We start from the raw sequence: 25,309 nt of genomic DNA, 5'->3' as shown, positions 1-25,309 counted from the left end.
AGCCGATCGAATTTGCATGGGACGAGCACCGACGGGCTGTGCGCGGAGATCAGCGGCCGATTTGCCGCTCGAGCCGCCGTGTCGCGCGGACATCATCGAGGTGACGGATGTTCGGTCTGAGCGCGGCCTCCTTGGACAGGAGGTGATAGACCCGCGCCACCGTGCGCTGCTTCCGCTTCGGCCACCCGGGCGGCAACACCCGCGCCTTGCGGACGGCGGCAATCGCGTGCTCGCGAAAATAATCGTAGGCGTCCGCCATGGCTCGATGCTCTGCGGGTGGTTGCATGCGTCGAGGGCTAACGGGGGCAGGGAGCGGCGGTTCCCGGCGAGGCGTACTGCCTCCACAGCGTCGTCCTGGCGAAAGCCAGAACCCATACCGCGGAATCTATCGGTTGTGGCGCGGTGGGAGTACCGGACGGCGACTCTCCCCAAACTCCTCCCTGGGCTAATGGGTCCTGGCTTTCGCCAGGACGACGTCGGAGAGTGTGGCGGCCTTCGTCACCGCGGCGACAGGAACGGGATGATCATCGGCACGCGGCGGCAATAGGCGCCGTAGGCGTCCTCGCCGAGTTCCTTGGACAAGAACACTTCTTCCATCCGGCCCTTCTGCCACATGCCGAGCGAGATCAGGATGGCACCGAGCATCGCGGTCACCGTGCCGACCGCGATGCCGGTCGCCAGCATGCCCGCGATCAGGCCGGTGTAGATCGGGTGGCGCACGATGCCATAGGGACCCGTGTCGATGACGCGATGGTCTTCCTTGTGAGTGATGGTGTTGGACCAGAATTTTCCGAGATGCAGCCGTCCCCACCAGGTGAAGGAGATGCCGGCGAGCACGATCAGGGCCGTGATGTAGACGCCGGTATTGCTGAACACCCAGAGCGGCTTCTCGTTCAGCACTTCGGCCGTCCACGGCGTGAACAGGATGCCGCCGACCAGGATCGGGATCCGATAGCGGCCGGACTCCAGCGTCATCACCTGCTTCTGGGTGCGGCCCTGCCAGAACGAGGCGCCGACCCAGCTGGCGAGCCAGGCGAGCCAGATCAGGGCGAGCAGTTGCGTCGGCCAGGTCGTGGTCCAACCACCCCAGGCGATAGAGAGAAGCTTGCTGAAATCGAAGGACATGAAGGTTCTTTGCGTTGGGCGGAGCGCTCAGCTCGCGCGCGAGGAGAGCGCGTGATGCTCGATGGCGCCGGAGGCGGGCAGGCCGCCGCGGGCGAGAAGGTGGGTGATGGTTTCGCGCAGGACGGGCTCGATCGGACGCGGCGAATAGCCGAGCTCGGTGCGGGCCTTGCCGATCGAGAGATCGCTCGCGGCGAGTGCAATGCGCACGCCCTCGGCGGTGCCGTTCGGCGGCCGGCGCGTGATGTGATCAGCGATGGATTCGAGCATGATCGCGGAGAGCTCGGCGATCCTGCCGGGCACGACGACCGGAAACTGCCGCCGGCCGCTCATCGCCGACATCATACGCAGGATGTTGCCGAGCGGGACGCAGTCGCCGCCGAGAATGTAGCGGTGGCCGAGGCGGCCACGCTCCATGGTCAGCACGAGGCCCATGGCGACGTCGCGGACATCGACGAGGTTGACGAGGAAGTTGAGATGCGGCTGCACCTTCTTCTGGAGGAAGTACCACAGCATCGCGGTCGGCGGCGTCAGATTGTGGTCGGCTGCGCCGATCGGCATGGTCGGCGTGCCGATCACGAGCGGAAAGCCAGCGGCGGCAGCCTTCGCGGCGCAATGCTCGGCGAGCGCCTTCGAGCGCGTATAGGCACCGGGCATCGCATTGGCCGGCTGCAGCGCCTCTTCGGCGGGAACGCCGTTGAGGTCGGAATAGGGGAACAGGATCGATTCGGTCGAGCAATGCAGGAAGCGCGACACGCCGCGCTTCATCGCGGCCGCGAGCACGATCTCGGTGCCGCGGCAATTGACCTCGTGAAAGTCCTGTTTGTTGGCGGCCCACATGCCGGGCAGGCCGGCGAGGTGATAGACCTGATCGACGCCGGCCAGCGCGGCATCGACCACATCGCGGTCCAGCACCGAGCCATGGGCATATTCAACGTCCGCGTTCGCCGCGGCCGGAGCGCGGACATCGAGAACACGCACCCGCTGCCCACGGGCGCGGAGCGCTTCTACGAGATGATGTCCGATGAAGCCGCTGCCACCGGTAACCAGTACGAGAGCCATGAAGACGGTTTGCTGTTTCGCTTCTGGAAGTTATCGAGTCGAAAGGGAATTGGTCGGAAGAGGCCCCAGAATCGCGGCAAGGTCGCGACGGAAGCCCAGTGCAATGAATAATTTTGCCATCACGAACATCGGTCCAAGCAAAAGATGCGAGGGAAAAGTGAACAACGAGGCCTCGCGCCCCTCAAAAACCTTGTGGCCGATGGTCTGCGCGGCGAGGCCGAGCACGACCAGCGTGGCGAAAATCGCCCACATCGCCACCGTGCCGACTTGCGCCGCGATGGCGGTCGCAATCGAAAACAGCACAATGGAGACGGCCAGAATGCCGAGCCCGAGCCCCAGATCGAGCAGCAGCCAGTAAATCAGAACCGGCAGCGCTAGGATTACCGCGAGGCTGACATCGAATCCGAACAGCGGCAGCCTGACCAGTGTCAACGGCATGACGGCGCCGGTGAACAGCAGTAGGATGCCGACCACATGCATCGCCGTGTTCCGGGGATCGCGATGGTACTCGACGTAGACGGCAAGTTGGCGCTGAAAAAAGCCACCCATTTCGGTCTCATGCAGCACGGGGTCGGGGGAAGGGGCGAATAGAGGCTATAGCACCTGATAGGGCGGTGCACAAACCGGCGCTATTGTCGCGCGAGACCGCGCTGTTGCGCTGTGAGACAGATCACAAAATGGCCAGAACTTCAAAGGGTTCCGTCAGCGCGAAGCCGCGTTCGCTCAGTGTTTCTTGGCGGGCTTTTTCGCCGCAGGCGCAGGTGCCGCAGCCGGACGCGCAGGCTCCTCCGGCAGCTTGGCATAGGTCAGGATCTGCAACTGGCCGTTGACGGCCGAGGTCGGCTTGGCCCGGTCGAGAAACTGCTCCTCGCCGAGGCCGATCGGATGCAGCCGCTTGGTCGAGATCTTGAAGGTGTTCACCAGCACGTCGCGGATCGCATCAGCCCGGCGCTGACTCAGGATCGCATTGGCCTCGCGCGTCTTCGAGTTGGACTCGACATGGCCGACGATCAGGAAGGTGTAGGGCAGCAGCGAGGAATGCACCAGCGCATCCGCAATGCGGCCGACGGTCTGGTAGGATGCCGGCTGGATGATCGGCGTGTCGGCGTCGAACTGGATCTGTGCGTTGAAGGCGGGCAGCTTGGCGAGGTCAGGCGCGATCAGCGGCCGGTTCACCGGACCGGGATCGTTCTTGATCCTGGCCTTGGCGCGCTCCATCACCTGCTGCTTCAGCGCGGGAAGGTCGACCTCGGCGGCTTCCTCGAAATGGTTGAGCTTGCCGACGATGTCGTCGCGGGTCGGCGCCGCCGTCTGCGCGCGGGCGGCGCCCGCGAGCAGGGCGAAGCCCAGCGCGATGCCTAGTCCGGCGGTGGAGAGCCCCTTCGCGCGCATCAGCGATACCCCGCGTCGTCGACGGCCTTCAGGCAGTTGTTGCTGATGCCTTTGGGCGTCGAGACCAGGCAGGGGATCGATTTGCTGGTCTCCTTGGTCGAGCCGCCGCAGACCTTGACGATTTCGCGCTGGCAGGCGTTCGCCACCGTGACGCGCGCAGCGACGCGCTTCTGGATGGCGTCGAAGACGCCGAGATAGTCGCTCTGGCATTGCGGGGACAGCACGTCGCGGTTGCGCGACAAGCACTCCTTCAGCCGGGTCGAATCCGGATTGACGCCGCGGCAATTGGCGACGATTTCCGCACCGCAGCTTGCCGCCAGCTTTCCGATCGAATCGCCAAAGCTCATGGTCTCCGCCGCCGCGAGCGACGGCATCCCCAATACAAGCACGATCAGTGTGATGGAGCCCCGGACCATGGGTTGCATCTGATACGGGGAAGTTCGCGATGGTCAAGAGCTGTTCGGACCAGAACTGTCGAGAGTCCGGCCAGTGCGGCGAACAGTCCTCACTCGGTGGCGTCGGCGCGGGGTGGCCATTCGATCTGGGCGACCATGTGGTTCCTGAGATCGTCGGCAAATTCCGGATCGGCTTCGAGCTCGGCCAGCGTCCGCGGCGGGGGAAGCTGCCGGCCGTCCTCGATCAGGTCCTGCGCATAGAGAGCGAGCGCCTCGGGCGCATTCTCAAGGGCCTCGTCGACGTCGTCGCCGCCGGAGATGCAGCCGGGCAGGTCCGGAAACCAGACGCCGACGGCATCGTCCGGGCCGGCATCCTCGATGATGGCGATGTAGTGAGGCATGGCCTCACGCCCGCTGCACAAAGCTGTCCACGACCTTCTTCTCGCCGGCCTTGTCGAAGGCGATGGTGAGCTTGTTGCCGTCGATCTTGGTGACGCGGCCGTAGCCGAATTTCTGGTGGAAGACGCGGTCTTCCAGCGAGAATTCCGAGGTCGTGCCGGTCGATTTGGCGACCAGCTCGCCCTCGATGGTGAGGGGACCGCGGCGGCGCGATGAGAAGCTGCCGAAATCGGGTGAGGACGATGCGGAGGAGAACGAGGCGGCCTCTTCCTCGAAACCGCCGCGGCCGCCTTGGCCGCCGCGGTTGCGGTTGGCCTGGGCGCGCTGCCAGCCCGGCGTCGAATAGCTGGAGCCGAACGCCTCCATGTCGTCGAAGCGGGAGGCGCCGTAGCCGCCGGTGCCGCCCCAGGCCGAGCCGCCCTTGGATTCCGTGATCTCGACATTGGCCGCCGGCAATTCGTCGAGAAAGCGCGACGGGATCGTGGTCGACCAGGTGCCATGGATCCGGCGGTTGGTCGCAAAATAGATTTTCGCGCGGCGTCGGGCGCGCGTGAGACCGACATGGCCGAGCCGGCGCTCTTCTTCCAGCCCGGCGCGGCCTTGCTCATCCAGCGTGCGCTGGCTCGGGAACAGGCCTTCCTCCCAGCCGGGCAAGAACACGTTGTCGAATTCGAGTCCCTTGGCCGAATGCAGCGTCATCAGCGACACCGCGTCGTCCTCAGCGCCGCCGTCGCGGTCCATCACCAGCGAGATGTGCTCGAGGAATCCCTGCAGGTTCTCGAACTCCTCCATCGAGCGCACGAGTTCTTTCAGGTTCTCCAGCCGGCCCGCGGCGTCGGCCGAACGGTCCTTCTGCCACATCTCGGTGTAGCCGCTCTCGTCGAGCACGATCTGGGCGAGGTCGGTATGCGCGGTGACCTCGCGCTGGGCACGCCAGCGGTCGAACTGCGTGATGAGATCGCGAAGCGAGCCGCGCGCCTTCGGCTTCAGCTCGTCGGTCTCGACCACCGCGCGTGCCGCTTCGAACAGCGGGATGCGGCGCTTGCGCGCGTGGTCGTGCAGCATCTGCACGGTGGCGTCGCCAAGCCCGCGCTTGGGCGTATTGACGATGCGCTCGAAGGCGAGATCGTCGGCCGGCGAGTTGATGACGCGCAGATAGGCGAGCGCGTCGCGGATCTCGGCGCGCTCATAGAAGCGCGGGCCGCCGATGACGCGATAGGGCAGGCCAAGCGTGACGAAGCGGTCTTCGAACTCGCGCATCTGGTAGGAGGCGCGCACCAGGATCGCGATCTCATCGAGCTTCTCGCCCTGGCGCTGGAGCTGCTCGATCTCCTCGCCAATGCCGCGCGCTTCCTCTTCGGAATCCCACGAGCCCGTCACCGTGACCTTCTCGCCGTCCTGGTCCTCGGTGCGCAGCGTCTTGCCGAGCCGACCTTCGTTATGTGCGATCAAATGCGAGGCGGCGGCGAGGATGTGGCCGGTCGAGCGGTAATTGCGCTCGAGGCGGATCACCTTGGCGCCCGGAAAATCGTGCTCGAAGCGCAGGATGTTGTCGACCTCGGCGCCGCGCCAGCCATAGATCGACTGGTCGTCGTCGCCGACGCAGCAGATGTTTTTGGTGGGGCCCTTCTGCTCCCTTTCCTCGTCCTTCACGGGGAGAGGGCTGGGGTGAGGGGCTGTCTCCAAGAGCGCGGTGCTCGGAGAATCCCCCTCACCCGCATCGCTTCGCGATGCGACCTCTCCCCGCACGCGGGGAGAGGTGGACGACGGCGCCTGCGACAGCAGCCGCAGCCACAGATATTGCGCGACGTTGGTGTCTTGGTACTCGTCGACCAGGATGAATTTGAAGCGCTGCTGGTATTGCCTGAGGATGTCCGGATGCTCGCGGAAGATGCGAATGTTCTCCAGCAGCAGATCGCCGAAATCGGCGGCGTTCAATATCTTCAGCCGCTCCTGGTAGCTCGCATAGAGCTTGCCGCCCTTGCCGTTGGCGAACATCGCGGCCTCGCCCGACGGCACCTGCGACGGCATCAGGCCGCGGTTCTTCCAACCGTCGATCAGCCCGGCCAGCATGCGTGCCGGCCAGCGCTTGTCGTCGATGTTCTCGGCCTGCAGCAGCTGCTTGAGCAGCCGGACCTGGTCGTCGACATCGAGCACGGTGAAGTTCGACTTGAGCTGCGCCAGTTCGGCATGGACGCGCAGGATGCGGCCGCCGATGGAGTGGAAGGTGCCGAGCCACGGCATGCCCTCGACGGCATGGCCGAGCATCTGGCCGAGCCGCTGCTTCATCTCGCGCGCGGCCTTGTTGGTGAAGGTCACCGACAGGATCTCGGCGGGGCGGGCGCGACCCTGGCTCAGGATGTGGGCGATGCGCGTGGTCAGGACACGCGTCTTGCCGGTGCCGGCACCGGCCAGCACCAGGACCGGACCGTCCAGCGTCTCCACCGCCTCGCGCTGCTCCGGATTGAGCCCGGAGAGATATTTCGGGCCCACTGAGGCGCGCGCACGCGCGGCGATGCCGCCGGCTGCGGGCTGGTGATCGGGAACGCCTGTGATCTTGCTCGGCTCGGTCATGCGAATCATTGGCCCCACGATGGCACCGCGGGGTGACGGAAGGGAGCCTTCTTAACAGGGATTGGTCCTTATATGGGGCGCCGGGACAGGGTTTTCCACGTGCGCGGCAGGCCGATTTGTTCCTGCAAAGGCTGCGAATTTCGCTCCTGCGTGGGCCGGAACCATCATTCTCGCGTCGAGATTGTCTGGGCAGGTGGCGCGGCAGCCGCGCTGGACGCAGACAGACATCAAGACGAGGGTTTGACCATGCTTGGCTGGGTTGTGACGTTTTTGGTTATCGCACTGATCGCCGGTATCCTGGGCTTCGGCGGCATCGCCGGCGCCTCGATCGAGATCGCCAAGATCATCTTCTTCATCGCGGTCGTCCTGTTCCTGGTCTCGGCCGTGGTCGGCTTGGCGCGCGGGCGCAACAGGGTATAGCGCGGCTACCGCTTCGAGGGCATCGCCACGTTCCGGCCGATGCCCTCGGGTCGGGCTACCGCGCTGTGGGCCTTTGTGACCACAGCGATGCGCTCGCGGATATCAGGCGGAAACGGCGCAACGCGCCGCGCATTCATGTCCATGTGCAGCGACATGTTCTCGGACGTGGCCGACAACCAGCCCTCGGTCGCGTGACGCATCTCCTCGAAGGTGTGCAGCCGCTTGTCGTCGGCCTCCAGCAGCCAGACGAAGATCTGCACGGGATCGCCGAGATGGATCTCGCGCAAATAGCGCACATGGCATTCGGCGGTGAAGCTCGAGCCGCCTCGCTCCTTCATGTAGGCCGGCCCCATCCCGAACTCGAGCCAGAGCTGGTCGATCGCCCGGTCGAACATCACGTTGTAATAGGCCATGTTGAGATGGCCGTTGTAGTCGATCCATTGCGGCTCGATCTGCATGATCGAGGCGCGGAATGGCTGCGCTTGGGGCGCTGAGGCGGTAGTCTCCGGCATATGTCCTTCCCTAGCCATGCGTCCGGTCCCTTGACTTGACCGGTTTTATGTCCTTTGCCACGGTTCTTCTCTCGGGAGGAATGTCCGTGGGCACGACCATCACCAATAATCCGCCGCGGCCGGAGCCGAAAGCCCTCGCAAGTGCGCTGGAACAGCTTGCCGCACGCTTCGGCAACCGCCTCATCACCTCGCAGGCCGTTCGCGAGCAGCACGGCCATACCACGACATGGATCGTCAACCAGCCGCCCGACGGCGTGGTGATGGCGCAGGAGACCGCCGACATCCAGGACGTGGTGCGGATCTGTGCCAACAATCGCGTCCCCGTCATTCCCTTCGGCACCGGCACCTCGCTCGAGGGCCAGGTCAACGCGCCCGCGGGCGGCATCTCGGTCGACCTGCGCGACATGAACAAGGTGCTCGCGGTGCATGCCGAGGACCTCGACTGCGTGATCGAGCCCGGCGTCACCCGCAAGGCGCTCAACGAGCATCTGCGCGACCAGGGCCTGTTCTTCCCGATCGATCCCGGCGCGGACGCTTCGCTCGGCGGCATGGCTTCGACCCGCGCTTCCGGCACCAATGCGGTGCGCTACGGCACCATGCGCGAGAGTGTGCTGGCGCTGAAGGTCGTGCGCGGCGACGGCGAGATCATCACCACAGGCACGCGCGCGAAAAAGTCGTCCGCCGGCTACGACCTGACGCATCTGTTCGTCGGCTCCGAAGGCACGCTCGGCATCATCTCGGAACTGACGATCCGCCTGCGCGGCATCCCCGAGACCATAGCGGCCGGCGCGGTGTCATTCGAAACCGTGCACGGCGCCTGTCAGGCGGTGATCCTGGCGATCCAGACCGGCATTCCCGTGGCGCGCATCGAGCTACTCAATGCTGCGCAGGTCAAGGCCTGCAACGCCTATTCCAAGCTGACGCTGCCGGAGACGCCGCTGCTGCTGATGGAATTCCACGGCAGCGAGATCGAGGTTGGCGAGCAGTCCAAGGCTTTCGGCGAGATCGCGAGAGAATGCGGCGGCGGCGAGTTCTCCTGGACCACCAAGCCGGAGGACCGCACCAAACTATGGCAGGCCCGGCACGACGCCTATTGGTCGGTGAAGGCGCTACGCCCCGGCGACAGCATCGGCGTGGTCGCAACCGACGTCTGCGTGCCGATCTCGCGTCTCGCCGACTGCGTGAGCGAGACCGAGGAGGATCTCAAGCGCCTCAACCTGTTGTCGCCGATCGTCGGCCATGTCGGCGACGGCAATTTCCACTGCTCGCTGGTCTGCGACGTCAATGATCCCGGCGAGATGGCGCGCGGCGAGGAGTTCATGCATCGCCTGGTCGAGCGCGCGCAGGCGATGGACGGCACCTGCACCGGCGAGCACGGCATCGGCCAGGGCAAGCAGAAATATCTCAAGGCCGAGCTCGGCCCCGAAGCGCTGGATGCGATGCGGGCGCTGAAAAAGGCGCTCGATCCGCTCAATATCTTCAACCCCGGCAAGATCGTGCCGGAGGCCTAGGGCCTGCGCAGCCGGGGACCGGGAACTTTCGGCAGCGTTGCCGGTTCCAATTCCCGCCAAGTTCCGATGCCTCAATGGCAGGGCTTTGCGCGGGAGGGTGTGATGATGCGACGGGTCGTCGGAATTGCCGCGGTGGCGTTTGCCTGCATGCTGGCAGGCGCGGCTCTGGCCAAGGGCGGACATGGCGGCGGTCACGGCGGTGGCCATGGAGGCGGGCACGGCGGTGGTCATCACGGTGGCGGCCATTTCCGCGGCCATGGCGGTGGGCACGCGCACGGCGGCGGGCATCATCGCGGGATGCGGTTCACCACCGGCGCCCGGCATGGCGGCCCGAATTTCGGTCAGATCCGCAATGCGGCGATACGGCCGGCGAACTTCCGCAATGCCCTGAACTCCAGCGCATTCCGGAGCGGCCGGCTGATCAGCAATCCGGCGGCGCGTGCGCAGCTCGCCGCCGCAGCCGCACTCGCGGGCTGGAGCGGCGCAAGCAGCGGATGGTGGCAACATGCGGGTGGCGGCTATGGCTGGGTCGGACCGCTGTTCTGGCCGTTCGCCTACAATGATCTCTACGACTACACGATCTGGGGCGACGGCCTCGGCTTCTGGGGCTACGGCTATCCGGACATCTATGCCGGCATTTTCGGACCCTACGGTTATGATCGGTTGTCCGCCTATCTGCCGCAGCAACCGCAGGGACGACGGCGGGCGCGCGGCGCGCCGCTCGATCAGCTCTGCGGCAGCGACCGCCGTGCAATCGTCGGTCTGCCGATCGATCAGATTGCGGCCGCGGTGCAGCCGAGCGATGCGCAAGGCGCCGCTCTCGATGCGCTCGGCAACGCCTCGATCGACGCGGCAGCGCTGATCCGCGCGTCCTGTCCGACCCAGGCCGCAGCGACGGCGCCGGGCCGGCTCGCGGCGATGCAGCAGCGTGTCGAGGCGATGGAGAAGGGGGTCGATCTGGTCCAGCCCGCGCTCGAGACGTTCTATGGTTCGCTTAACGACGAGCAGAAGGCACGTTTCAATGCGCTGGCTGACGATCAGCGTCGTGCAACCGCATCGAACAATGCGAGCGGATCCCCGGTACAGAATTGCAGCGCGTCCGCCGCGTTCGATTGGCCCGGCGCCACGATCGAGGAGAGGATTCATCCGAACGATACCCAGCGTGCGGCGCTCCAGGTGCTCCAGGATACCAGCGCCAAAGTCAGTGCATCGCTCAAGGCGGCCTGCGAGCCCAATGACGTGATGACACCGCCGGCACGCATGGCCGCAATCCGCAAGCGCCTCGACGTGATGCTGGATGGCATCAAGTCGGTGCGCGCGGCGCTCGATGATTTCTACGCGACGCTGAATGACGAGCAGAAGGCGCAGTTCGAGGCGATCGGCCCGCGCCGCATGTCGTGAACGCCGCAAGCAATCGAAGACCAGGGGCGGGGCAATGAAGTGGTTCGCAAGGCCGGCACCGGCTGACATCTGGGACGAGCCGATCCAGGGACCGATCGGCGACATCGAAGCAGCCGACCGCATTCGCAATATCTGCCAGGCTGCGCGGGCGATCGCCGAAGCCGCCGGAAGTTCAGCGCCGACCAGCACGCGCGGGCGCTATGAACGCGCGGCCCGCGTCGCGATGGAAATCGCGATGAAGATCTCCGACGACCTGATGCGCGACGACGCTGTCCGCCGCATTGTCGATCTCTGCATGAAAGCCGACGACATCAAGACTGCGCAGATACTCTCGCGCGCGATCCAAGCTGGCTGGATCCGGGAGGCCGTGCAGCAGGATTATCCGGTGCTGTCGCAGTAGATCCGGCTCGCGCCATTGGCGAGCCGGATTTCTGTTTGTGCCGGACCGGCTTAATATCTGCGGTCGTCGCCGCGATAGTGATCTCCGCCGCGGCCGCCCATTCCCATGCCGATCCCGATTCCGATGCCGATGCCCTGCATCACGGCGCCGGGCGGCGGCCCGGGGGGCGGCGCGCGCTCGTAGACCACTTCCTCGGGCGGAGGGGCGGGCCGGCGCTTCGGCGGCGCCTCGACCACCTTGCGTTTCGGCGGCGTGTCGTCGACGCGCTTCTTGATGATGGGCGCAACGCTCGGATTGACCGGCGTTGCCGGTGCCGATGGCGTCGAGCAGGGGCAGGTAGGCGCCATCGCGACGGCGACCGGGGCTGGCGTCGCAGCGGCGGCAACGGGCAGGCCATAGTTGCGGTTCTGGACGCGGAGCAGCAGCCTGCGCGCGGTCGCGGCGAGATCGCTGTTGTCCCAGTTCGCAAGATAAGCTTCGAACGAGGCGCGGGTGTTGATCGAGACCGCGCGTTCCCAGGCCAGCATCTGCCGCCGCCGCTCCAGCACCGTGCGCAGGCGCGGCGTGCGGGCGTCCTGTGCGTAGAGCTCGATATAGGCCTGATAGGCCGGCACCGTGTCCTCGGTGATCACGAGCTCATAGGCGACCTTGGCAGGCTTGCCCTGCAAATCCTTGCGCCAATCCTCGACGCTGCGCGTGGCACTGGCGAGCGCCATCGAATCTGCGCCTGGAAGGGACGACGGCTGGCTGCTTTCGCCGAAGAACTTGAAATCGGTGGTGAGCGACGAGCTTTCCCAGGGGATCTGCCGCCCGTCAGTCGATTGCGCCACCGCGACGCGGATGCGCTTGAACACCTCCTCGATCGGCAGATTGGGCTGCTTGGCGATGGTCAGCGCGGCCGTGGTGTAGGGGCTGTCGATGCCGTTGCCGTCCTCGGCTTCGGCACCGGGCGACGTCGAATAGGAAATGAAGGAGCCGGGCGCGCCGGCCTTGGTGTCGACGATCGCAAGCCCGTGGCCGGCGCCGCTGAGCGCGGGGAACGGATTGTTGCGGCAGGCATCGAGCATGAAGATGCGCGCCCGCGTCGGCAGGGCGCCGAGCGTGTTGAGCAGGTCGTTCAGCCGCACGCCCTGGAGCGGAATGTCGGCCTCGCGCTTGGGATCGAGATCGACGGGCACGAGATAGTTCTCGCCGTCGATCTGCAGGCCATGGCCGGCATAGAATACCAAAGCGACGGTATCGGCACCGCTGGCGCCGACCTTGCCGGCGAAATCCGAGATCGCCGCGCGCATCTCGTTCTGCGCCAGATTGGCCGCCGTGGTGACGGTGAAGCCGGCATTGCCGAGCAGCTCCGTCATGCCCTTGGCGTCGTTGGCGGCGTTGGGCAGTTCCGGTACTGTGCGATAGGCGGATTGGCCGATCACGAGCGCGAGCCGCGCTTCGGCGGCGGCGTCGCTCGGCGTCATCACCTGTGCGAGCGCAAGAAAACCGGATGCAAGCAGCAAATTGGAAAAGGCTGGACGGCGCATGGTGTCACCTCCATCGGCAATGCGCACGATGATGGCACCTTTTCTAAGTCCCTGCCATGACACTGTATGTGCGCTGGCTCACGTTGGGCGTGCGACAAATCGGGCAGTGGGTCTGCCGGAGCTGGCGCGTCCGGCCGTGCGCCGTCATGGCAGTCCGCGATCCCAGGGTGTCACAGGCGCAAAGCGCGCGGCGAGAAAGTCGATGAAGGCGCGCACCTTGGCCGGCGGGCGGCGGTCGGGCAGGTAGACCGCATGCACTGCGGAAGTCTGGATCTCCGGCTGGTCGAGCGCGAGTGCGACGAGCGCGCCGCTGCGAAGATCGTCGGCGATGATGAAGGTGGGTTGTCGCGCGAGGCCAAGGCCGGCCAGCGTCGCCGCGCGCAGCGCATCGCCGTTGTTGGCACGCAAGGTGCCGCTGACCTGGACGCGGATCTCGCCCTCGACGCCGAACAGCCATTCCGCCGCGCTCGCCTGCTGCGAGAGCGTGTAGCCGAGGCAATTATGTCCGGCGAGGTCGGCGACGGTGCGCGGCGTGCCGTGCTTGGCAAGATAGGAAGGTGCGGCACAGACCACGAGGCGGTTCGGCGCGAGCTTTCGGGCCACCATGCTGGAGTCGCGCAAGCTGCCGATGCGGATCGCGAGGTCCCAACCTTCCTCGGCGAGGTCGACGAGGCGGTCGTTGAGACCGAGCTCGACGGTGACCTCGGTATGGGCTGCCGAAAACTCCGCGATCAGCGGCGCAATCTGCCTTGTGCCGAACACGACGGGGACGTTGACGCGCAGCAGCCCGCGCGGCTCGACGCGTTCGCGTGCGATCGCGGCGTCGGCGGCCTCCATGTCGGCGAGAATGCGCTCGGCAGATTCAAGATAGCTCCGTCCGGCCTCGGTGATGGAGAGCCGCCGCGTGGTGCGGTGGAACAGTTTTGCGCCGAGCCGCGCCTCCAGCGAGGCGACATGCTTGGTCACCATGGTCTGCGACAGGCCCATGGCCCGGGCCGCGCCGGAGAGGCTGCCGACTGCGGCGACCTTGGCGAAGATCTCCAGACTGGTCAGGCGGTCGAGCAAAACCTATCTCACTCTGTCAGTGTGAGGTATATTTCGAAAATAGCAGATTATCGTCGATATGAGAATAGATCATGTTGCGCCGCAAAGGAGACCTGCCATGATCGAATCCCGTACCGCCCCTTATGCCGCGCTGGTGCTGCGCGTGACCCTGGGCGCCCTGTTCCTCGCCCATGCCAGCCTGAAGCTCTTTGTCTTCACCCCGGCTGGCACCGCAAAGTTCTTCGGCAGCCTCGGCTTCCCGCCCGAGCTCGCCTATCTCATCATGACCGTGGAAGTCCTCAGCGGCGTCGCGTTGATCCTCGGCGTCCGGACCCGCTATGCGGCGCTGGCCGGAATCCCGATCCTGCTCGGCGCGATCTTCTCGGTGCACGGCGCGGCCGGCTTCTTCTTCACCAATCCGAAGGGCGGCTGGGAATTCCCCGCCTTCTGGGCGATCGCGCTCGCGGCACAGGCCCTGCTCGGTGACGGCGCCTACGCGCTGCGTCCCTCGCGTGACGTCGAAGCGGTGAGCGGACAGCTGAGCGGCGCGCATTCGCGCTGACATCGGCCATCGTTGAAACGCGGGAGCTGCGGGATCACGATCCCGCGGCTCTTTTTGTTGCGCGGGTTATCTGGGCCGGTTGATGCTATGCCTGCTCGTCATCGCCTTCGTGCCGTGGTTCTCGACCGCGCTGCCGCGCGCGTTTGGCTATTGAAGGAGTCTTGCCCTTGAAAGTCCTGCTGGCCCACACGCCGGAGATGCGGCGGAACTATTATGGCGATCGCAGCCTGAACGGCCTGCGCGCGGCCGCCGAGGTGATCCTGCACGAAGGCGACGAGCCGCTGGACGCAGCCGGCCTCGTGCGTGCGGCCAAGGATGCCGACATCATCGTCGCCGACCGCATAACGGAGGGACGCGGCGGGATCTTTGCGCAGCTGCCGCGCCTGCGTGCCTTCGTTCGCTGCGCCGTCGACATTCGCAACGTCAATGTCGATGCGGCCTCAGAGGCCGGCGTGCTCGTGACTCGTGCCGGCCCCGGCTTCGTTCAAGCCGTGGCCGAGCTCGCGCTCGGCTTCATGGTCGATCTCTCCCGCGGCGTCTCGCGGACCACAGTCGACTACCAGGCCGGCCGCAAGCCGGAGGCGCGGATGGGCCGCCAGCTCGCCGGCAGCCGGATCGGCATCATCGGCTATGGCAGCATCGGGCGCTATCTCGCCGAGGTGGCAAAGGTGCTGCGCATGGAGGTGCTGGTCGCCGATCCCTACGCGACCGTCAGCGACGCCGCGATCCGGCATCTCTCTCTCGACGAGCTCCTCGCCGCATCGGACTACGTCGTCTGCCTCGCCATCGCCAACGAGCAGACCGAGAACCTGATTGGGGAAGCGGCACTGGCCCGGATGCTGAAGCACGCCGTCTTCATCAATCTCTCGCGCGGCAATCTTGTCGACGAGGCGGCACTCGCTCGGGCATTGCTCGAGCATCGTATCGCCGGCGCGGCCATGGATGTCGGCCGCGCGCCCGACCAGATGCCGACACCGGAGCTCGCAAAGCTGCCGAACGTGATAGCCACGCCGCATGTCGGCGGCTTGACCCCGCAGGCGATCGAATATCAGTCGCTGGAAACGGTGCGTCAGGTCGAGGCGATCGTCAAAGGCGAGGTCCCGCAAGGCGCCGTCAACGCCGACCGCTGGACGCGGCGGCCTTGATCCGCGCTAAAGCCGATCCACGGCCTTGAACGACCCGTCCTTCTGGATCACCGTCAAATACACCTTTGGCGGCGCGTCGATCATGCGCGTGCCGACGGTGACGATGCTGCCGCTGATATCGAAGCGGCCGACGTCGTTGATGGCGCGCAACAGGCTCGCGCGCGTCGGGTTCGGTCCGGCCTTCTCCAGCGCGGCGGCCGCGAGGCGGCCGGAGAGATAGCCTTCGAGCGACACGAAATCGGGCGTCAGCGCGGGGTCGAATGCTGTCTGGGCCGCCTGGTAGTCGGCGACGAGCCGCAAGGAGCGATCCCAGGGAGACGGCACGACCTGCGAGACGATGACGCCTTCGCCCTCGGGGCCGAGCTCCTTCGCGAGCGCATTGGCGCCGACGAAGGAGATGTTGACGAAGGTCGGACGAGCGCCGCTGCGGTGAGCGAGCTTGATGAACTCGGCACAGGGACCATAGGTCCCGACCATGACGATGGCTTCGGGGTCGGCACGCTTGATCATGCGCCAGGCCTGAGCAACCGCGCGGGTGTTGCGCTCGAAGGTGCCTTCGGCAGCGAGCTCGAGGCCGCGCCTGGCGAGCGCGCGCTTCACGCCGGTCAGACCGTCACGGCCGAAGGAATCATCCTGATAGAAGATGCCAATGCGGGTGAACTTGCGATCCTCGGTGAGGTGCTTGATCCAGGCTTCGGCTTCCGCGCCGTAGCTCGCGCGGATGTTGACGACGTTTGCAAGTTCGAGATCGCGCAGGAATTCGGCGCCGGTGAACGGGCCGATGAAGGGCACGTTCCTGGCGCTGGTGATGGGAATCGTCGCCATCGCAGTCGGCGTGCCCACCGCGCCGATCAGCGCGAACACCTTGTCGTCCTCGATCAGCCGCAGTGTCTGCGCCACCGAGCGGTCGGGGTCGTAGCCGTCGTCGCGGCTGATGAGTTGCAGCTTGCGACCGTGCACGCCGCCTTTGGCGTTGATCTCGGTGAACGCCGCGACGATGCCCTGCCGCATGCGCTGTCCGAGCGCGGAAGAGGGACCCTCGAGCGCCGCGGCCTGGCCGAACAGGATCGCATCCGAGCTGACGCCGGCCTCGTCGGCTTTGGCCGCGAGCATGGTTGCGGCCAAGAGCGCGATGGCCAGGACGACGCATGGCGCCGATCGAAATCGATACATCGGGGAGGTCTTGCCGGATGAACGGAGAAGCTCCGCGAAGCATATCCCGGCAGCCTGAATAGCTCGCTAATTGGGCGATGCACCGGCGGACCGTAGTACTCCGGGTAAAACCGGCAAGTTACTTCCACAATGCCGCGCCATTGGCGCACTTCATTAACTAAGCCACGCAATGCACAACGGCCCGGTTCCGAAATTGTGCAGTTCTTAACCGCGTCCTTGTTCCGATAGTGGTTCCGGCACCTCAACCAGAGGTTCGGTGCGTCGCGAAGAGGGGACGGGGGCGGTTTCAGGATGGGCGACCGCGATCAGAACGATCAGGATCGGAAACGCATGACCGGACGGTGGCGTGCCGCGGCGCAGCTCGGGCTGTATCGTCCTGCGCTCGTCGCGGTCGGCGTCGGTGTCTTGTTCTCGCTGGTCGGCGCGGCCGCCGTGGCGCGATGGGAGGACCGCGTCAACAAGATCGAGTTCGAGAACGCGGCCGAAACCGAAGCGATCGTCATGCAGAACGGCATGAACGAGTACATCTCCAGGCTCGTCGCGCTGCGCACGCTGTTCGAGTCCACCAACGAGGAAATCACCCGCAGCGAGTTCGAGACCTTCAGCGCCCGGCTGTTCGAGCGCCATCCCGGCATGCTGCGCATCGCCTGGCTGCCGCGCGTGAACCGCAAGGAGCGCGCCGACTACGAGGCCGCGGCGATCACCGACGGCGTGTCCGGCTATCGCATCAAGGCGCTCCAGGACAAAGGCTTTGTGACCGCACCGCAGAGCGACGAGTATTTTCCGGTGTTCTACTCGACACAGCCGAAGACGTCTTCGGTCTACGGCATGGATTATTCGACGGTGCCGGAGCGCCGCGCAGTCCTGGAACGCGCGCGCGACAACGATCGGTTGGCTGCCATTCGCACCCGCCTCTATGAGCCGAAGGAGGGCGGCCAGCTGCCCGACGTCCTCGTCGCCATTCCCGTCTACGCCAAGGGAACCTCGCGCGAGACGGTCGCGGACCGCCGCCGCAATCTCGCCGGCTTCGTCGTCGGCATCTTCGATCTGCCGCTGCTGATCCAGACCATTCGCGTGACGACCGGAGCAAGCCCCGCCATCAGCGTGAATGTCTATCCGCCCTTCACGGGGCAGATCGTCAGCCTGGAGCAAACGCAGCCAGATTATTCGTCGGCTGCAAAGGCGCCGCAGTCGATGCGCGATGTCGCACGCACCCTGCACTGGTCGGGCACTCTCAAGATCGGGGATACCGATTGGCAGGTGCGCGCCATGCCGTCAGCGGGCGGTTCACTGGAGACGTCCTACGATCGCGCCGCCGCAGTCCTCATCGTCGGCATGCTGCTGACGTTGTCGCTGTCGACCTATCTCATGCTCGCCAGCCGCAATTCACGCCGGCTGTCGGTTGCGAACCGGCGGGTGCTCGAGCTCGCCCAGACCGACATTCTGACCGGCCTGCCGAACCGCGCCTTCTTCCTCGCCCGGCTCGACGAGCTCAATGGCCGATTGAAGGACGATGGCCCGACCTTCTCCATTCTGATGCTCGACCTCGACCGCTTCAAGAACGTCAACGATTCCCTCGGTCACGGTGCCGGCGATGCACTGCTGCGCCAGGTGGCGCAGCGGCTGAAATCCGCGGTGCGGGCGAGCGACGTGCTGGCGCGGCTCGGCGGCGACGAATTCGCCGTCATCCAGGAGCGGTGTCAGGATCAGCGCGCCTGCTCGACCGAATTGGCGGGACGGATCGCCAAGCTGGTGGCCGAACCCTTCCTGCTGCCCGGGCATCGCGTCGAGATCGGCACCAGCATCGGCATCGCGATCGCGCCCGATCACGGTAGCGATCAGGAACAGCTGTTGAAGAAAGCGGACCTCGCGCTCTATCGCTCGAAATCGGCGGGCCGCAACTGCTTTACCATCTATGACGAGGCGATGTCGGCCGAGCTCGAGGCGCGCAACACGCTGGAAGGCGACTTGCGCGACGCCATCGCGCAGTGTCAGCTCGAGGTGCACTACCAGCCGTTCGTCGATGCTCTCAGCGGCGCGCGGCGCGGCTTCGAGGCGCTGGTGCGCTGGCGGCATCCGACGCGCGGACTGATCCCGCCGGACCAGTTCATTTCGCTCGCCGAGGAGACCGGACTGATCGTGCCGCTCGGCGAATTCGTGCTGCGCCGCGCCTGCGCTGACGCCGCCAACTGGCCGCCCGATCTGATGGTTGCCGTGAACCTGTCGCCGATCCAGTTCAAGGAGGCGGAGCTGTTCGAGATGATCTCGGCGGCGCTCGCAGATTCCGGTCTGCCGCCGCAGCGGCTGGAGATCGAGATCACGGAATCCGTGCTGCTGGAGCGCGGCACCGAGAACCACGCCTTCATGGAGCGGCTGAAGCATCTCGGCATCGAGCTCGCGCTCGACGATTTCGGCACCGGCTATTCCTCGCTCAGCTATCTGACTGCGTTCCCGTTCGACAAGATCAAGATCGACAAGTCGTTCATTCGCAACCTCACGCATCAGCCGCGCAGCTCCGCCATCATCTCCTCGATCGTCACGCTGGCGCGCGGGCTGGACATGTCGGTCACCGCGGAAGGCGTCGAGACCCGCGAGGAGTTCGAGCGGCTGAAGGCGCTCGGCGTCAATTTTGCGCAAGGCTATCTGTTCGGCCGTCCGCAGCCGATCGAGCGGATCCTGTTGGACGCGCCCGCCAAGCGCTCACGGCGCGACGCCGCCTGAGCGCGCGCCTCGAAGGATGGACGCAGGGCCGCTCTCAAATGCGACCGCGCTGTCGCTCAGCGGGCATGCATGAAAAGCGCTTGACCCGGATTTCCCGAGATGGTCCCAAGGACCGTCCAGGGATGAAACAAAATAACATGCGGCTTCCATTCTTCTACGGCTGGGTCGTGGTCGCCGTGACCTTCGTCACCATGGCCATTGGCGTCAACGCACGCACCGCCTTTTCATTGTTCTTTCCGCCCATCATCTCCGAATTCGGCTGGGAGCGCGGCATCACCGCGGGCGCCTTCTCGTTCGGCTTCGTGGCGTCGGGCGTGGTCAGCCCGCTGATCGGCCGGTTGATGGACCGCGCCGGCCCGCGCGCCGTGATGGAGCTCGGTGTGGTGCTGATGGGTGGAGGCCTGCTGCTCGCACCGCTCACGAGCTCGCCCTGGCATCTCTATGTCACCATCGGCGTCATGGTCGGCGCCGGCTCGGTGTGTCTCGGCTATTCCGGCCAGTCGCTGTTTTTGCCGAACTGGTTCATCCGCAAACGCGGCTTCGCCATCGGCATCGCGTTTGCCGGCGTCGGCATTGGCTCGGTGACGTTGCTGCCATGGGTGCAGCACATGATCGAGCAGACCGGCTGGCGCACCGCCTGCACCGCGATGGGACTGCTCGTCGTGATCGTGCTGGCGCCGATCAATCTGCTGCTGCGCAAGCGCCCCGAGGACGTCGGCCTTCAGCCGGACGGCGATGCTGCTCCGGCCGCGGGAGCGGCAAAGCCCGTCTCCAACGTCGTCGATCCCGTCTGGGCCCACACCGAGTGGACGCTGAAGCGCGCCGTCGCAACTGCACGATTCTGGTGGATCGCGCTCGGCTATTTCTGCGGCCTGTACATCTGGTACGCGGTGCAGGTGCACCAGACCAAATTCCTGCTCGACATCGGTTTCAGCCCTGGCGTCGCGGTGTGGGCGCTCGGCATCGTCAGCCTGCTCGGCATTCCCGGCCAGATTCTGCTCGGCCATGTCTCCGACCGGATCGGGCGGGAATGGGTGTGGGCGATCAGCTGTGCGGGTTTTGCAATTTGCTTCGCGGCGCTGATGGCGCTGAAGTTCCAGCCGTCATTGTGGCTGGTCTACATCATGGTGTTCACGCAAGGCGCGCTCGGCTACGGCCTCACCTCGATCATGGGCGCCGTGGTGTTCGAGATTTTTCAGGGAAGGCACCAGGGCAGCATTTTTGGCACGATCATGCTGGCCGCGCTGGCGGGCGGTGCCGCCGGTCCGTGGGTGACCGGCTTTCTCTACGATCGCGCCGGCGACTACACGCTCGCCTTCGGAATCGCCATGATCGTGAGCGGATTGTCGGCGCTTTCGATCTGGCAGGCCGCGCCGCGCAAGGTGCGGGCCGTGGCCGGCCGGCTGCACGAGCTTCAGAGCGAAACAGGTGCGTGACAGGTTCCTCATGCACCGCATTGCCGTCGTCTCCTTGGCGGAACGTTAAGCACGTCGCGTCTTGGTGGGACGCGACCGGATGCAAAAAAGATATTGCACACCACCGGAGCGTTAGCGTCGGTTGATTGCCGCTCCTTCCGATACCCTCCGGTTCCAACGATGTCTGCCTCCGATTGCCTAGTGACCGAAATGCCGGACGTACTATTGGCTGCGCTCGAACGCGCCGACGATGCCATCATCATCGTCGACAGCGCGCGTCGCATCACGCATTTCAACGCCGGTGCGGAGCGGATCTGGAAGCTTGCGCGCGCTGAGGTGCTCGGCCGCGACGCCGAACTCCTCACTCTCAAATGCCTGCACGCCGACCCGATCGCGGAGTTCCGCGACGAGATCAGCCTCACGCGGCATGACGGCAGCCGGATCAGGACCGCCATCTCGCTTTCGTCCGTTGCAAACGGCGGCGTGACTCATCACGTCGTGTTCGCGCGCGACGTCACCACTGAAGCGGAACGCCGCGCGCGCATCGCGCTGCTCGACACCGTCTCGGACCAGACCAACCGCGCCGTGCTCATTACCGACACCGAGCTCGACATCCGCTACACCAATGCGGCGTTCACGTCGTTGTTCGGCTATTCAGCCGCGGAAGCTGAGGGGCGGCGCGCAACCGACCTGCTGGCCGGCCGTCACACCAACCGCAAGGCGCTGACGAGGATCGGACGGCGCCTCATCAGGGGCGGTCCGGGCGGTGAAGCCGAGGTCCTGATCTACACCAGGGACGGCGAGGAGATCTGGGTCGCCGCCCGGATTGACGCCTTTCGCGACAGGAAGGGCCGGGTCAAGCACATCTTCGCGCTGCTCGAGGACATCACCGAGACCAAGCAGCTGCGCTCGCTCCAGCAACTCATCATGGGCGCGCTCGCCGACGAGGTGCCGATCGGCGAGATCGCCGACCGGCTCTGCCGCCGCGTCGAGCAGATTGCGCCCGACGTCGTCTGTTCGCTGCTTCACGTCGATGCCGCCGGCCTGATCCATCCGCTCGGCGGCCCAAGCCTGCCCGACGATTATTCCCGCGCGCTAGACGGCGTGGCCATCGGCCCCGACGTCGGCTCCTGCGGAAGCGCCGCCTTTCACGGCGAGCCGGTGCTGGCGACCGACCTCGACACCGATCCGCGCTGGCAGCGCTACAAGGCGATGCCGCTCGCGATCGGGCTGCGTGCCTGCTGGTCGACGCCGGTCAAGGCCAAGGACGGCCGCGTCATTGCGACCTTCGCCTTCTACTATCGGGAGCCGCGCGCGCCGAGCAACTGGCACCGGCGCATCGTCGAGGCCTGCGTCAATCTCGGCGCCTTCGCGATCGAGCGCAAGGAGGCGCGCGCCGAGATCGCGCGGCTCGCCTATCACGACATCCTCACCGGGCTGCCGAACCGCGCGCAGCTGCGGCACCTGATCACCACCGCGATCGACGCCTGCCCGACCGGCAGCCATGTCGCGCTCGCCTTCCTCGACGTCGATCATTTCAAGGATGTCAACGACACGCTGGGTCATGCCGCCGGCGACGAGCTTCTGGTCCAGCTCGCGCAGCGGCTGCGCGAGCAGATCGGGCCCGAAGATATGTTGGGGCGGCTCGGCGGCGACGAATTTGTCATCCTGCTGCCGCAACGCAATGCCGAGAGCGCCGAGCGCGTCGCGGCCGGCATCACCGAAGCGCTCGCCGCGCCCTTAAAGCTTGGATCGAAGCTGATGCCGATGTCGGCCAGCATCGGCATCAGCCTCTATCCCGATCTTGCCACCGACATCGATACTTTGATGCAGCAGGCTGATGCCGCCATGTACATGGCCAAGGAGGCCGGGCGCTCGACCCATCGCCTGTTCAGCGCCGAGATGAACCTACTTGCCGAGCAGCGGCTGGCGCTGATCGCAGCGCTGCGCCGCGCCATCGCCGAGGGCGCGCTGAGCCTCAGCTACCAGCCGCAGATCCGCAGCTCCGACGGCGCCATCCACGGCGTCGAGGCGCTGGCGCGCTGGCACGATGCCGTGCTCGGCGACATCTCGCCGGCGAAGTTCATTCCGCTTGCCGAGGAGTGCGGCCTGATCGAGCAGATCGGCCTGTGGTCGGTGCGCGAGGCCTGTCGGCAGCTGGCGGACTGGCGCCGCGCCGGACTCAGCGTTCCCAGTGTGTCGGTGAACCTGTCGCCGATCAATTTCCGCAACGTCACGCTGGCTGCGCGGCTCAAGGACATCCTCGCCGAACACGAGCTGCCGCCGAATGCCTTGATGCTCGAGATCACCGAAGGTGCGTTCATGCAGGACGGCGCTGCTGCGCTCGAGACGATGAATGCGATCCGCGAGCTCGGCGTCGGGCTCGCGGTCGATGATTTCGGCACCGGCCATTCCAGCCTCAGCCGGCTCGTGCATCTGCCGATCCGCGAATTGAAGATCGACCGCAGTTTCATGCGCGACATCGAGAACGACGCTGGCGCGCTCGCCATCGCCACCGCGGTGGTGCGCGTAGGCCAAGGCCTCGGCATGACCGTCGTCGCCGAAGGCGTCGAGACCGAGGGCCAGCGCAGGACGCTTGCCGAGCTCGGCTGCGACGTAGTGCAAGGCTTCCTCTACGCCTCCGCGCTTCCCCCCGTCGCCTTCGAGCGCTGGGTGATCGAGCACTGCGCCGGGCAGGCGAGGGCGATGCTGGGTCGATTCGACATCGCGTCAGTGGACCGCGGCGCGGCGAAGCGGTCGGCATAGAGCGTTGCTTTGGGCCGGTAATGTCCGGGCTCAGGCATTCGGTTGCAGGAACGTGCCGTATTGCCTGCTCGCGGCGACCGAGGCCGCGGCCTGTCCAATGATGCGCATCGCCGCCATCATGGGCCACGGCCCAAGGCTCACCCGCCGAACGCCGACGCGAGCAAGATCCCGGATTTCGGGAACACCTTGCGTCACCATGATGTTGACCGGCAAGGGCGTGAGTTGGACGAGCTTCTCGATGTAGGCGAGGTCGTTGAGGCCGGGCACGAAAATCCCGTCAGCGCCGGCCTCGGCATAGACCTTCGCGCGCTTGGCCGCTTCATTCAGGCATTCATCCGGCGATCCAATTTTCTGCAGGAACGGGTCGGTTCTCGCGTTGATGAAGAGATGAACTCCCAATTCTTGCGCAGTATCCCGCACCGCCTTGATCTTCGCTGCATGCCGTTCGGGACCGACGAGTTGCCGCTTTCCGCCCGATAGCCCGTCTTCGATGTTGATGCCGACCGCGCCGGCTTTCAACACCTCGCTCGCCGACTTCGCAGCGGCCTCCGGGGTGTCGCCATATCCTGCCTCCAGATCGATCGAGACCGGAACCGACACGGACGCGGTGATCCGCGACACCAGACCTGTGACCATGTCGAGCGGGACATTTTCTCCGTCCGCATACCCGAGCGCAGACGCGACCGCCCCGCTGCTGGTCGCTATGGCCGGAGAGGTCTTTGCAATCGTTTTGGCGGTGGCGGCGTCCCAGGCGTTGAACAGAACGAGCGGATCCCCCTTCCTGTGAAGCCCGCGAAACGTCTCGGCGTATTGCTGCTGTGTCTTGGCGTCCTTCGTGCTCACTCCAATGAAAATGTGCATTCAGTCGGGTGCGTGCGTCCTGAACCAGTCCATGATCAGGCCGGTGACTTCGGCCTCCCGCTCAAGGTGCGGGAAGTGGCCGACATCGGGCAGGACAATCCGCTGGTGCGGCCCCTTGAAGAGCGGCTCCTCCTTCAGCGAGTACCTCGCTGTCGGATCGTTGCTGCCATAGATCGTCAGCGTCGGCGTATGCATCTCGTTGATCGGCAGCCGGCCGGCATGTCCTGCATCGGTCAGGCCCCCGTAGTATTTGAGCGCCGCCGCCATGGTGCCGGGAGAGCTGAGCGTCTGCTTGATCGAACGGAGATGCTCGACATCGTCGAATGTCGGTGACCACAGCTTCCAGAGGTAGTCGACGAAGGGGAGTCCCTCGATGTTCACCGCCGACTCGGCGCCGGGCATCTGAAAAAAATAGACATGAAAGACGGATCGGACGAGGTCCGGATCCCTCCTGATGCTTGAAAATGTGATCGGATGTGCGGTGTTCATGACCACGGCGGCTTTGATCGCCGACGGCGCCGTGGCCAGGGCCTGAAAGGTCGAAGTGCCGCCCCAATCCATGCCGACGACCCGTGCTTGTCCGTCGTCGCTCAGCGCCGCGATGAGCGCTTCGAGATCCTGGCCGAGTGCGATGGGATCGAACACTCCGTCGGCCGGGATCTCGGTCGGCGCATAGCCCCGCAAGAACGGCGAGACGGCCCGATAGCCAGCATCCGCGAAGACCTGCAATTGCTTCCGATAGGACCAGGCGTTGTCAGGAAAGCCATGCAAGAACATGACGAGCGGTCCGCTCCCCTGTTCGAGATAGGCGAACCGCAGGCCATTGGCGTGCACGTGTTTCAGGACGGGTTCACTGCCGGTGTTCGGCTTTGCAGCTGCGGTGGCTCGGGCATTCATCGCCATTC

Annotated in this window: 23 protein-coding genes; 9 read left to right on the top strand and 14 right to left on the bottom strand. The window is 65.6% G+C overall.

Annotated elements, in window-relative coordinates:
• Positions 1-49: 49 nt before the first annotated feature.
• The 8 genes from XH85_RS37910 to XH85_RS37875 form a co-directional block, all read right to left on the bottom strand.
• Positions 50-259, bottom strand: a complete 210-nt coding sequence (locus tag XH85_RS37910; RefSeq protein ID WP_128936000.1) for a hypothetical protein — start codon at positions 257-259, stop codon at positions 50-52.
• A 239-nt stretch (positions 260-498) separates the two neighbouring features.
• Positions 499-1,125 carry a methyltransferase family protein gene (locus tag XH85_RS37905; protein ID WP_128935999.1) on the bottom strand — a complete coding sequence of 209 codons (627 nt, stop codon included), beginning with the start codon at positions 1,123-1,125 and terminating at the stop codon, positions 499-501.
• A 27-nt stretch (positions 1,126-1,152) separates the two neighbouring features.
• On the bottom strand, positions 1,153-2,184 hold the full coding sequence (locus tag XH85_RS37900) for an NAD-dependent epimerase/dehydratase family protein (protein ID WP_128935998.1): 1,032 nt from the start codon (positions 2,182-2,184) through the stop codon (positions 1,153-1,155).
• Positions 2,185-2,214: 30 nt separating this feature from the next.
• Complete coding sequence (locus XH85_RS37895; RefSeq protein WP_164940315.1) at positions 2,215-2,733, bottom strand: Mpo1 family 2-hydroxy fatty acid dioxygenase; 519 nt, start codon at positions 2,731-2,733, stop codon at positions 2,215-2,217.
• A 174-nt stretch (positions 2,734-2,907) separates the two neighbouring features.
• Positions 2,908-3,576, bottom strand: a complete 669-nt coding sequence (locus XH85_RS37890) for an OmpA family protein (RefSeq protein ID WP_128935996.1) — start codon at positions 3,574-3,576, stop codon at positions 2,908-2,910.
• Positions 3,576-3,992 (bottom strand): hypothetical protein, encoded by a 417-nt coding sequence (locus XH85_RS37885; protein WP_091879108.1) that lies wholly within the window; start codon positions 3,990-3,992, stop codon positions 3,576-3,578. The genes XH85_RS37890 and XH85_RS37885 overlap by 1 nt, the downstream gene beginning before the upstream one ends.
• An 89-nt stretch (positions 3,993-4,081) precedes the next feature.
• Positions 4,082-4,372 (bottom strand): type II toxin-antitoxin system HicB family antitoxin, encoded by a 291-nt coding sequence (locus XH85_RS37880; RefSeq protein WP_128935995.1) that lies wholly within the window; start codon positions 4,370-4,372, stop codon positions 4,082-4,084.
• A gap of 4 nt (positions 4,373-4,376) precedes the next feature.
• On the bottom strand, positions 4,377-6,953 hold the full coding sequence (locus XH85_RS37875; RefSeq protein ID WP_128935994.1) for an ATP-dependent helicase: 2,577 nt from the start codon (positions 6,951-6,953) through the stop codon (positions 4,377-4,379).
• Positions 6,954-7,190: 237 nt separating this feature from the next.
• Between XH85_RS37875 and XH85_RS37870 the strand changes: the two genes are divergently transcribed.
• Positions 7,191-7,364 carry a DUF1328 domain-containing protein gene (locus XH85_RS37870; protein ID WP_018319670.1) on the top strand — a complete coding sequence of 58 codons (174 nt, stop codon included), beginning with the start codon at positions 7,191-7,193 and terminating at the stop codon, positions 7,362-7,364.
• A gap of 5 nt (positions 7,365-7,369) precedes the next feature.
• Here the strand turns inward: XH85_RS37870 and XH85_RS37865 are convergent, their stop codons facing one another.
• Entirely contained in the window at positions 7,370-7,876 is a 507-nt protein-coding gene (locus XH85_RS37865; protein WP_128935993.1) for a thioesterase family protein, read from the bottom strand.
• Positions 7,877-7,962: 86 nt separating this feature from the next.
• Between XH85_RS37865 and XH85_RS37860 the strand changes: the two genes are divergently transcribed.
• The 3 genes from XH85_RS37860 (at position 7,963) to XH85_RS37850 (ending at position 11,188) form a co-directional block, all read left to right on the top strand.
• The gene (locus tag XH85_RS37860; RefSeq protein WP_128935992.1) at positions 7,963-9,387 is read left to right on the top strand and encodes an FAD-binding oxidoreductase; all 1,425 of its coding nucleotides are present in this window, start codon (positions 7,963-7,965) and stop codon (positions 9,385-9,387) included.
• Between the two features lie 102 nt (positions 9,388-9,489).
• Entirely contained in the window at positions 9,490-10,788 is a 1,299-nt protein-coding gene (locus XH85_RS37855) for a Spy/CpxP family protein refolding chaperone (RefSeq protein ID WP_128935991.1), read from the top strand.
• Positions 10,789-10,822: 34 nt separating this feature from the next.
• The gene (locus XH85_RS37850) at positions 10,823-11,188 is read left to right on the top strand and encodes a hypothetical protein (RefSeq protein ID WP_091879095.1); all 366 of its coding nucleotides are present in this window, start codon (positions 10,823-10,825) and stop codon (positions 11,186-11,188) included.
• Between the two features lie 50 nt (positions 11,189-11,238).
• On the opposite strand, the gene XH85_RS37845 is transcribed toward XH85_RS37850, so the two are convergent.
• The gene (locus tag XH85_RS37845; RefSeq protein ID WP_128935990.1) at positions 11,239-12,717 is read right to left on the bottom strand and encodes a caspase family protein; all 1,479 of its coding nucleotides are present in this window, start codon (positions 12,715-12,717) and stop codon (positions 11,239-11,241) included.
• Between the two features lie 144 nt (positions 12,718-12,861).
• The gene (locus XH85_RS37840; protein ID WP_128935989.1) at positions 12,862-13,782 is read right to left on the bottom strand and encodes a LysR family transcriptional regulator; all 921 of its coding nucleotides are present in this window, start codon (positions 13,780-13,782) and stop codon (positions 12,862-12,864) included.
• 97 nt (positions 13,783-13,879) lie between these two features.
• On the opposite strand from XH85_RS37840, the gene XH85_RS37835 reads away from it, so the two are divergent.
• Entirely contained in the window at positions 13,880-14,323 is a 444-nt protein-coding gene (locus XH85_RS37835; protein WP_128935988.1) for a DoxX family protein, read from the top strand.
• A 167-nt stretch (positions 14,324-14,490) separates the two neighbouring features.
• Positions 14,491-15,468, top strand: a complete 978-nt coding sequence (locus XH85_RS37830; protein WP_128935987.1) for an NAD(P)-dependent oxidoreductase — start codon at positions 14,491-14,493, stop codon at positions 15,466-15,468.
• Positions 15,469-15,474: 6 nt separating this feature from the next.
• Here XH85_RS37830 and XH85_RS37825 read toward each other — a convergent pair whose 3' ends face one another.
• Positions 15,475-16,641, bottom strand: coding sequence for an ABC transporter substrate-binding protein (locus tag XH85_RS37825; RefSeq protein WP_128935986.1), 1,167 nt, complete (start codon positions 16,639-16,641; stop codon positions 15,475-15,477).
• A 330-nt stretch (positions 16,642-16,971) separates the two neighbouring features.
• Here XH85_RS37825 and XH85_RS37820 point away from each other — a divergent pair, with 330 nt between their 5' ends.
• The 3 genes from XH85_RS37820 (at position 16,972) to XH85_RS37810 (ending at position 23,543) form a co-directional block, all read left to right on the top strand.
• On the top strand, positions 16,972-19,362 hold the full coding sequence (locus tag XH85_RS37820) for a bifunctional diguanylate cyclase/phosphodiesterase (RefSeq protein WP_128935985.1): 2,391 nt from the start codon (positions 16,972-16,974) through the stop codon (positions 19,360-19,362).
• 137 nt (positions 19,363-19,499) lie between these two features.
• Entirely contained in the window at positions 19,500-20,798 is a 1,299-nt protein-coding gene (locus XH85_RS37815) for an MFS transporter (RefSeq protein ID WP_128937570.1), read from the top strand.
• Positions 20,799-20,957: 159 nt separating this feature from the next.
• A complete protein-coding gene (locus tag XH85_RS37810) occupies positions 20,958-23,543 on the top strand; it encodes an EAL domain-containing protein (protein WP_164940885.1) in 2,586 nt (861 codons plus the stop codon).
• 30 nt (positions 23,544-23,573) lie between these two features.
• Here the strand turns inward: XH85_RS37810 and XH85_RS37805 are convergent, their stop codons facing one another.
• Together XH85_RS37805 and XH85_RS37800 are read right to left on the bottom strand one after the other, a co-directional pair.
• Entirely contained in the window at positions 23,574-24,404 is an 831-nt protein-coding gene (locus tag XH85_RS37805) for an isocitrate lyase/PEP mutase family protein (RefSeq protein ID WP_128935983.1), read from the bottom strand.
• Positions 24,405-25,301, bottom strand: a complete 897-nt coding sequence (locus tag XH85_RS37800; protein ID WP_128935982.1) for an alpha/beta fold hydrolase — start codon at positions 25,299-25,301, stop codon at positions 24,405-24,407.
• Positions 25,302-25,309: the final 8 nt, after the last annotated feature.

The sequence above is a fragment of the Bradyrhizobium zhanjiangense genome (genome assembly GCF_004114935.1).
GTDB classification, from domain to species: Bacteria; Pseudomonadota; Alphaproteobacteria; order Rhizobiales; family Xanthobacteraceae; genus Bradyrhizobium; species Bradyrhizobium zhanjiangense.
This window is presented reverse-complemented; position numbering and strand designations above follow the sequence as displayed.

Coding starts and splice junctions, on each gene's coding strand:
- XH85_RS37910 (WP_128936000.1), bottom strand. CDS start 259: ATGGCGGACGCCTACGATTATTTTCGCGAGCACGCGATTGCCGCCGTC.
- XH85_RS37905 (WP_128935999.1), bottom strand. CDS start 1,125: ATGTCCTTCGATTTCAGCAAGCTTCTCTCTATCGCCTGGGGTGGTTGG.
- XH85_RS37900 (WP_128935998.1), bottom strand. CDS start 2,184: ATGGCTCTCGTACTGGTTACCGGTGGCAGCGGCTTCATCGGACATCAT.
- XH85_RS37895 (WP_164940315.1), bottom strand. CDS start 2,733: ATGGGTGGCTTTTTTCAGCGCCAACTTGCCGTCTACGTCGAGTACCAT.
- XH85_RS37890 (WP_128935996.1), bottom strand. CDS start 3,576: ATGCGCGCGAAGGGGCTCTCCACCGCCGGACTAGGCATCGCGCTGGGC.
- XH85_RS37885 (WP_091879108.1), bottom strand. CDS start 3,992: ATGGTCCGGGGCTCCATCACACTGATCGTGCTTGTATTGGGGATGCCG.
- XH85_RS37880 (WP_128935995.1), bottom strand. CDS start 4,372: ATGCCTCACTACATCGCCATCATCGAGGATGCCGGCCCGGACGATGCC.
- XH85_RS37875 (WP_128935994.1), bottom strand. CDS start 6,953: ATGATTCGCATGACCGAGCCGAGCAAGATCACAGGCGTTCCCGATCAC.
- XH85_RS37870 (WP_018319670.1), top strand. CDS start 7,191: ATGCTTGGCTGGGTTGTGACGTTTTTGGTTATCGCACTGATCGCCGGT.
- XH85_RS37865 (WP_128935993.1), bottom strand. CDS start 7,876: ATGCCGGAGACTACCGCCTCAGCGCCCCAAGCGCAGCCATTCCGCGCC.
- XH85_RS37855 (WP_128935991.1), top strand. CDS start 9,490: ATGATGCGACGGGTCGTCGGAATTGCCGCGGTGGCGTTTGCCTGCATG.
- XH85_RS37850 (WP_091879095.1), top strand. CDS start 10,823: ATGAAGTGGTTCGCAAGGCCGGCACCGGCTGACATCTGGGACGAGCCG.
- XH85_RS37845 (WP_128935990.1), bottom strand. CDS start 12,717: ATGCGCCGTCCAGCCTTTTCCAATTTGCTGCTTGCATCCGGTTTTCTT.
- XH85_RS37835 (WP_128935988.1), top strand. CDS start 13,880: ATGATCGAATCCCGTACCGCCCCTTATGCCGCGCTGGTGCTGCGCGTG.
- XH85_RS37825 (WP_128935986.1), bottom strand. CDS start 16,641: ATGTATCGATTTCGATCGGCGCCATGCGTCGTCCTGGCCATCGCGCTC.
- XH85_RS37820 (WP_128935985.1), top strand. CDS start 16,972: ATGACCGGACGGTGGCGTGCCGCGGCGCAGCTCGGGCTGTATCGTCCT.
- XH85_RS37815 (WP_128937570.1), top strand. CDS start 19,500: ATGCGGCTTCCATTCTTCTACGGCTGGGTCGTGGTCGCCGTGACCTTC.
- XH85_RS37810 (WP_164940885.1), top strand. CDS start 20,958: ATGTCTGCCTCCGATTGCCTAGTGACCGAAATGCCGGACGTACTATTG.
- XH85_RS37805 (WP_128935983.1), bottom strand. CDS start 24,404: ATGCACATTTTCATTGGAGTGAGCACGAAGGACGCCAAGACACAGCAG.
- XH85_RS37800 (WP_128935982.1), bottom strand. CDS start 25,301: ATGAATGCCCGAGCCACCGCAGCTGCAAAGCCGAACACCGGCAGTGAA.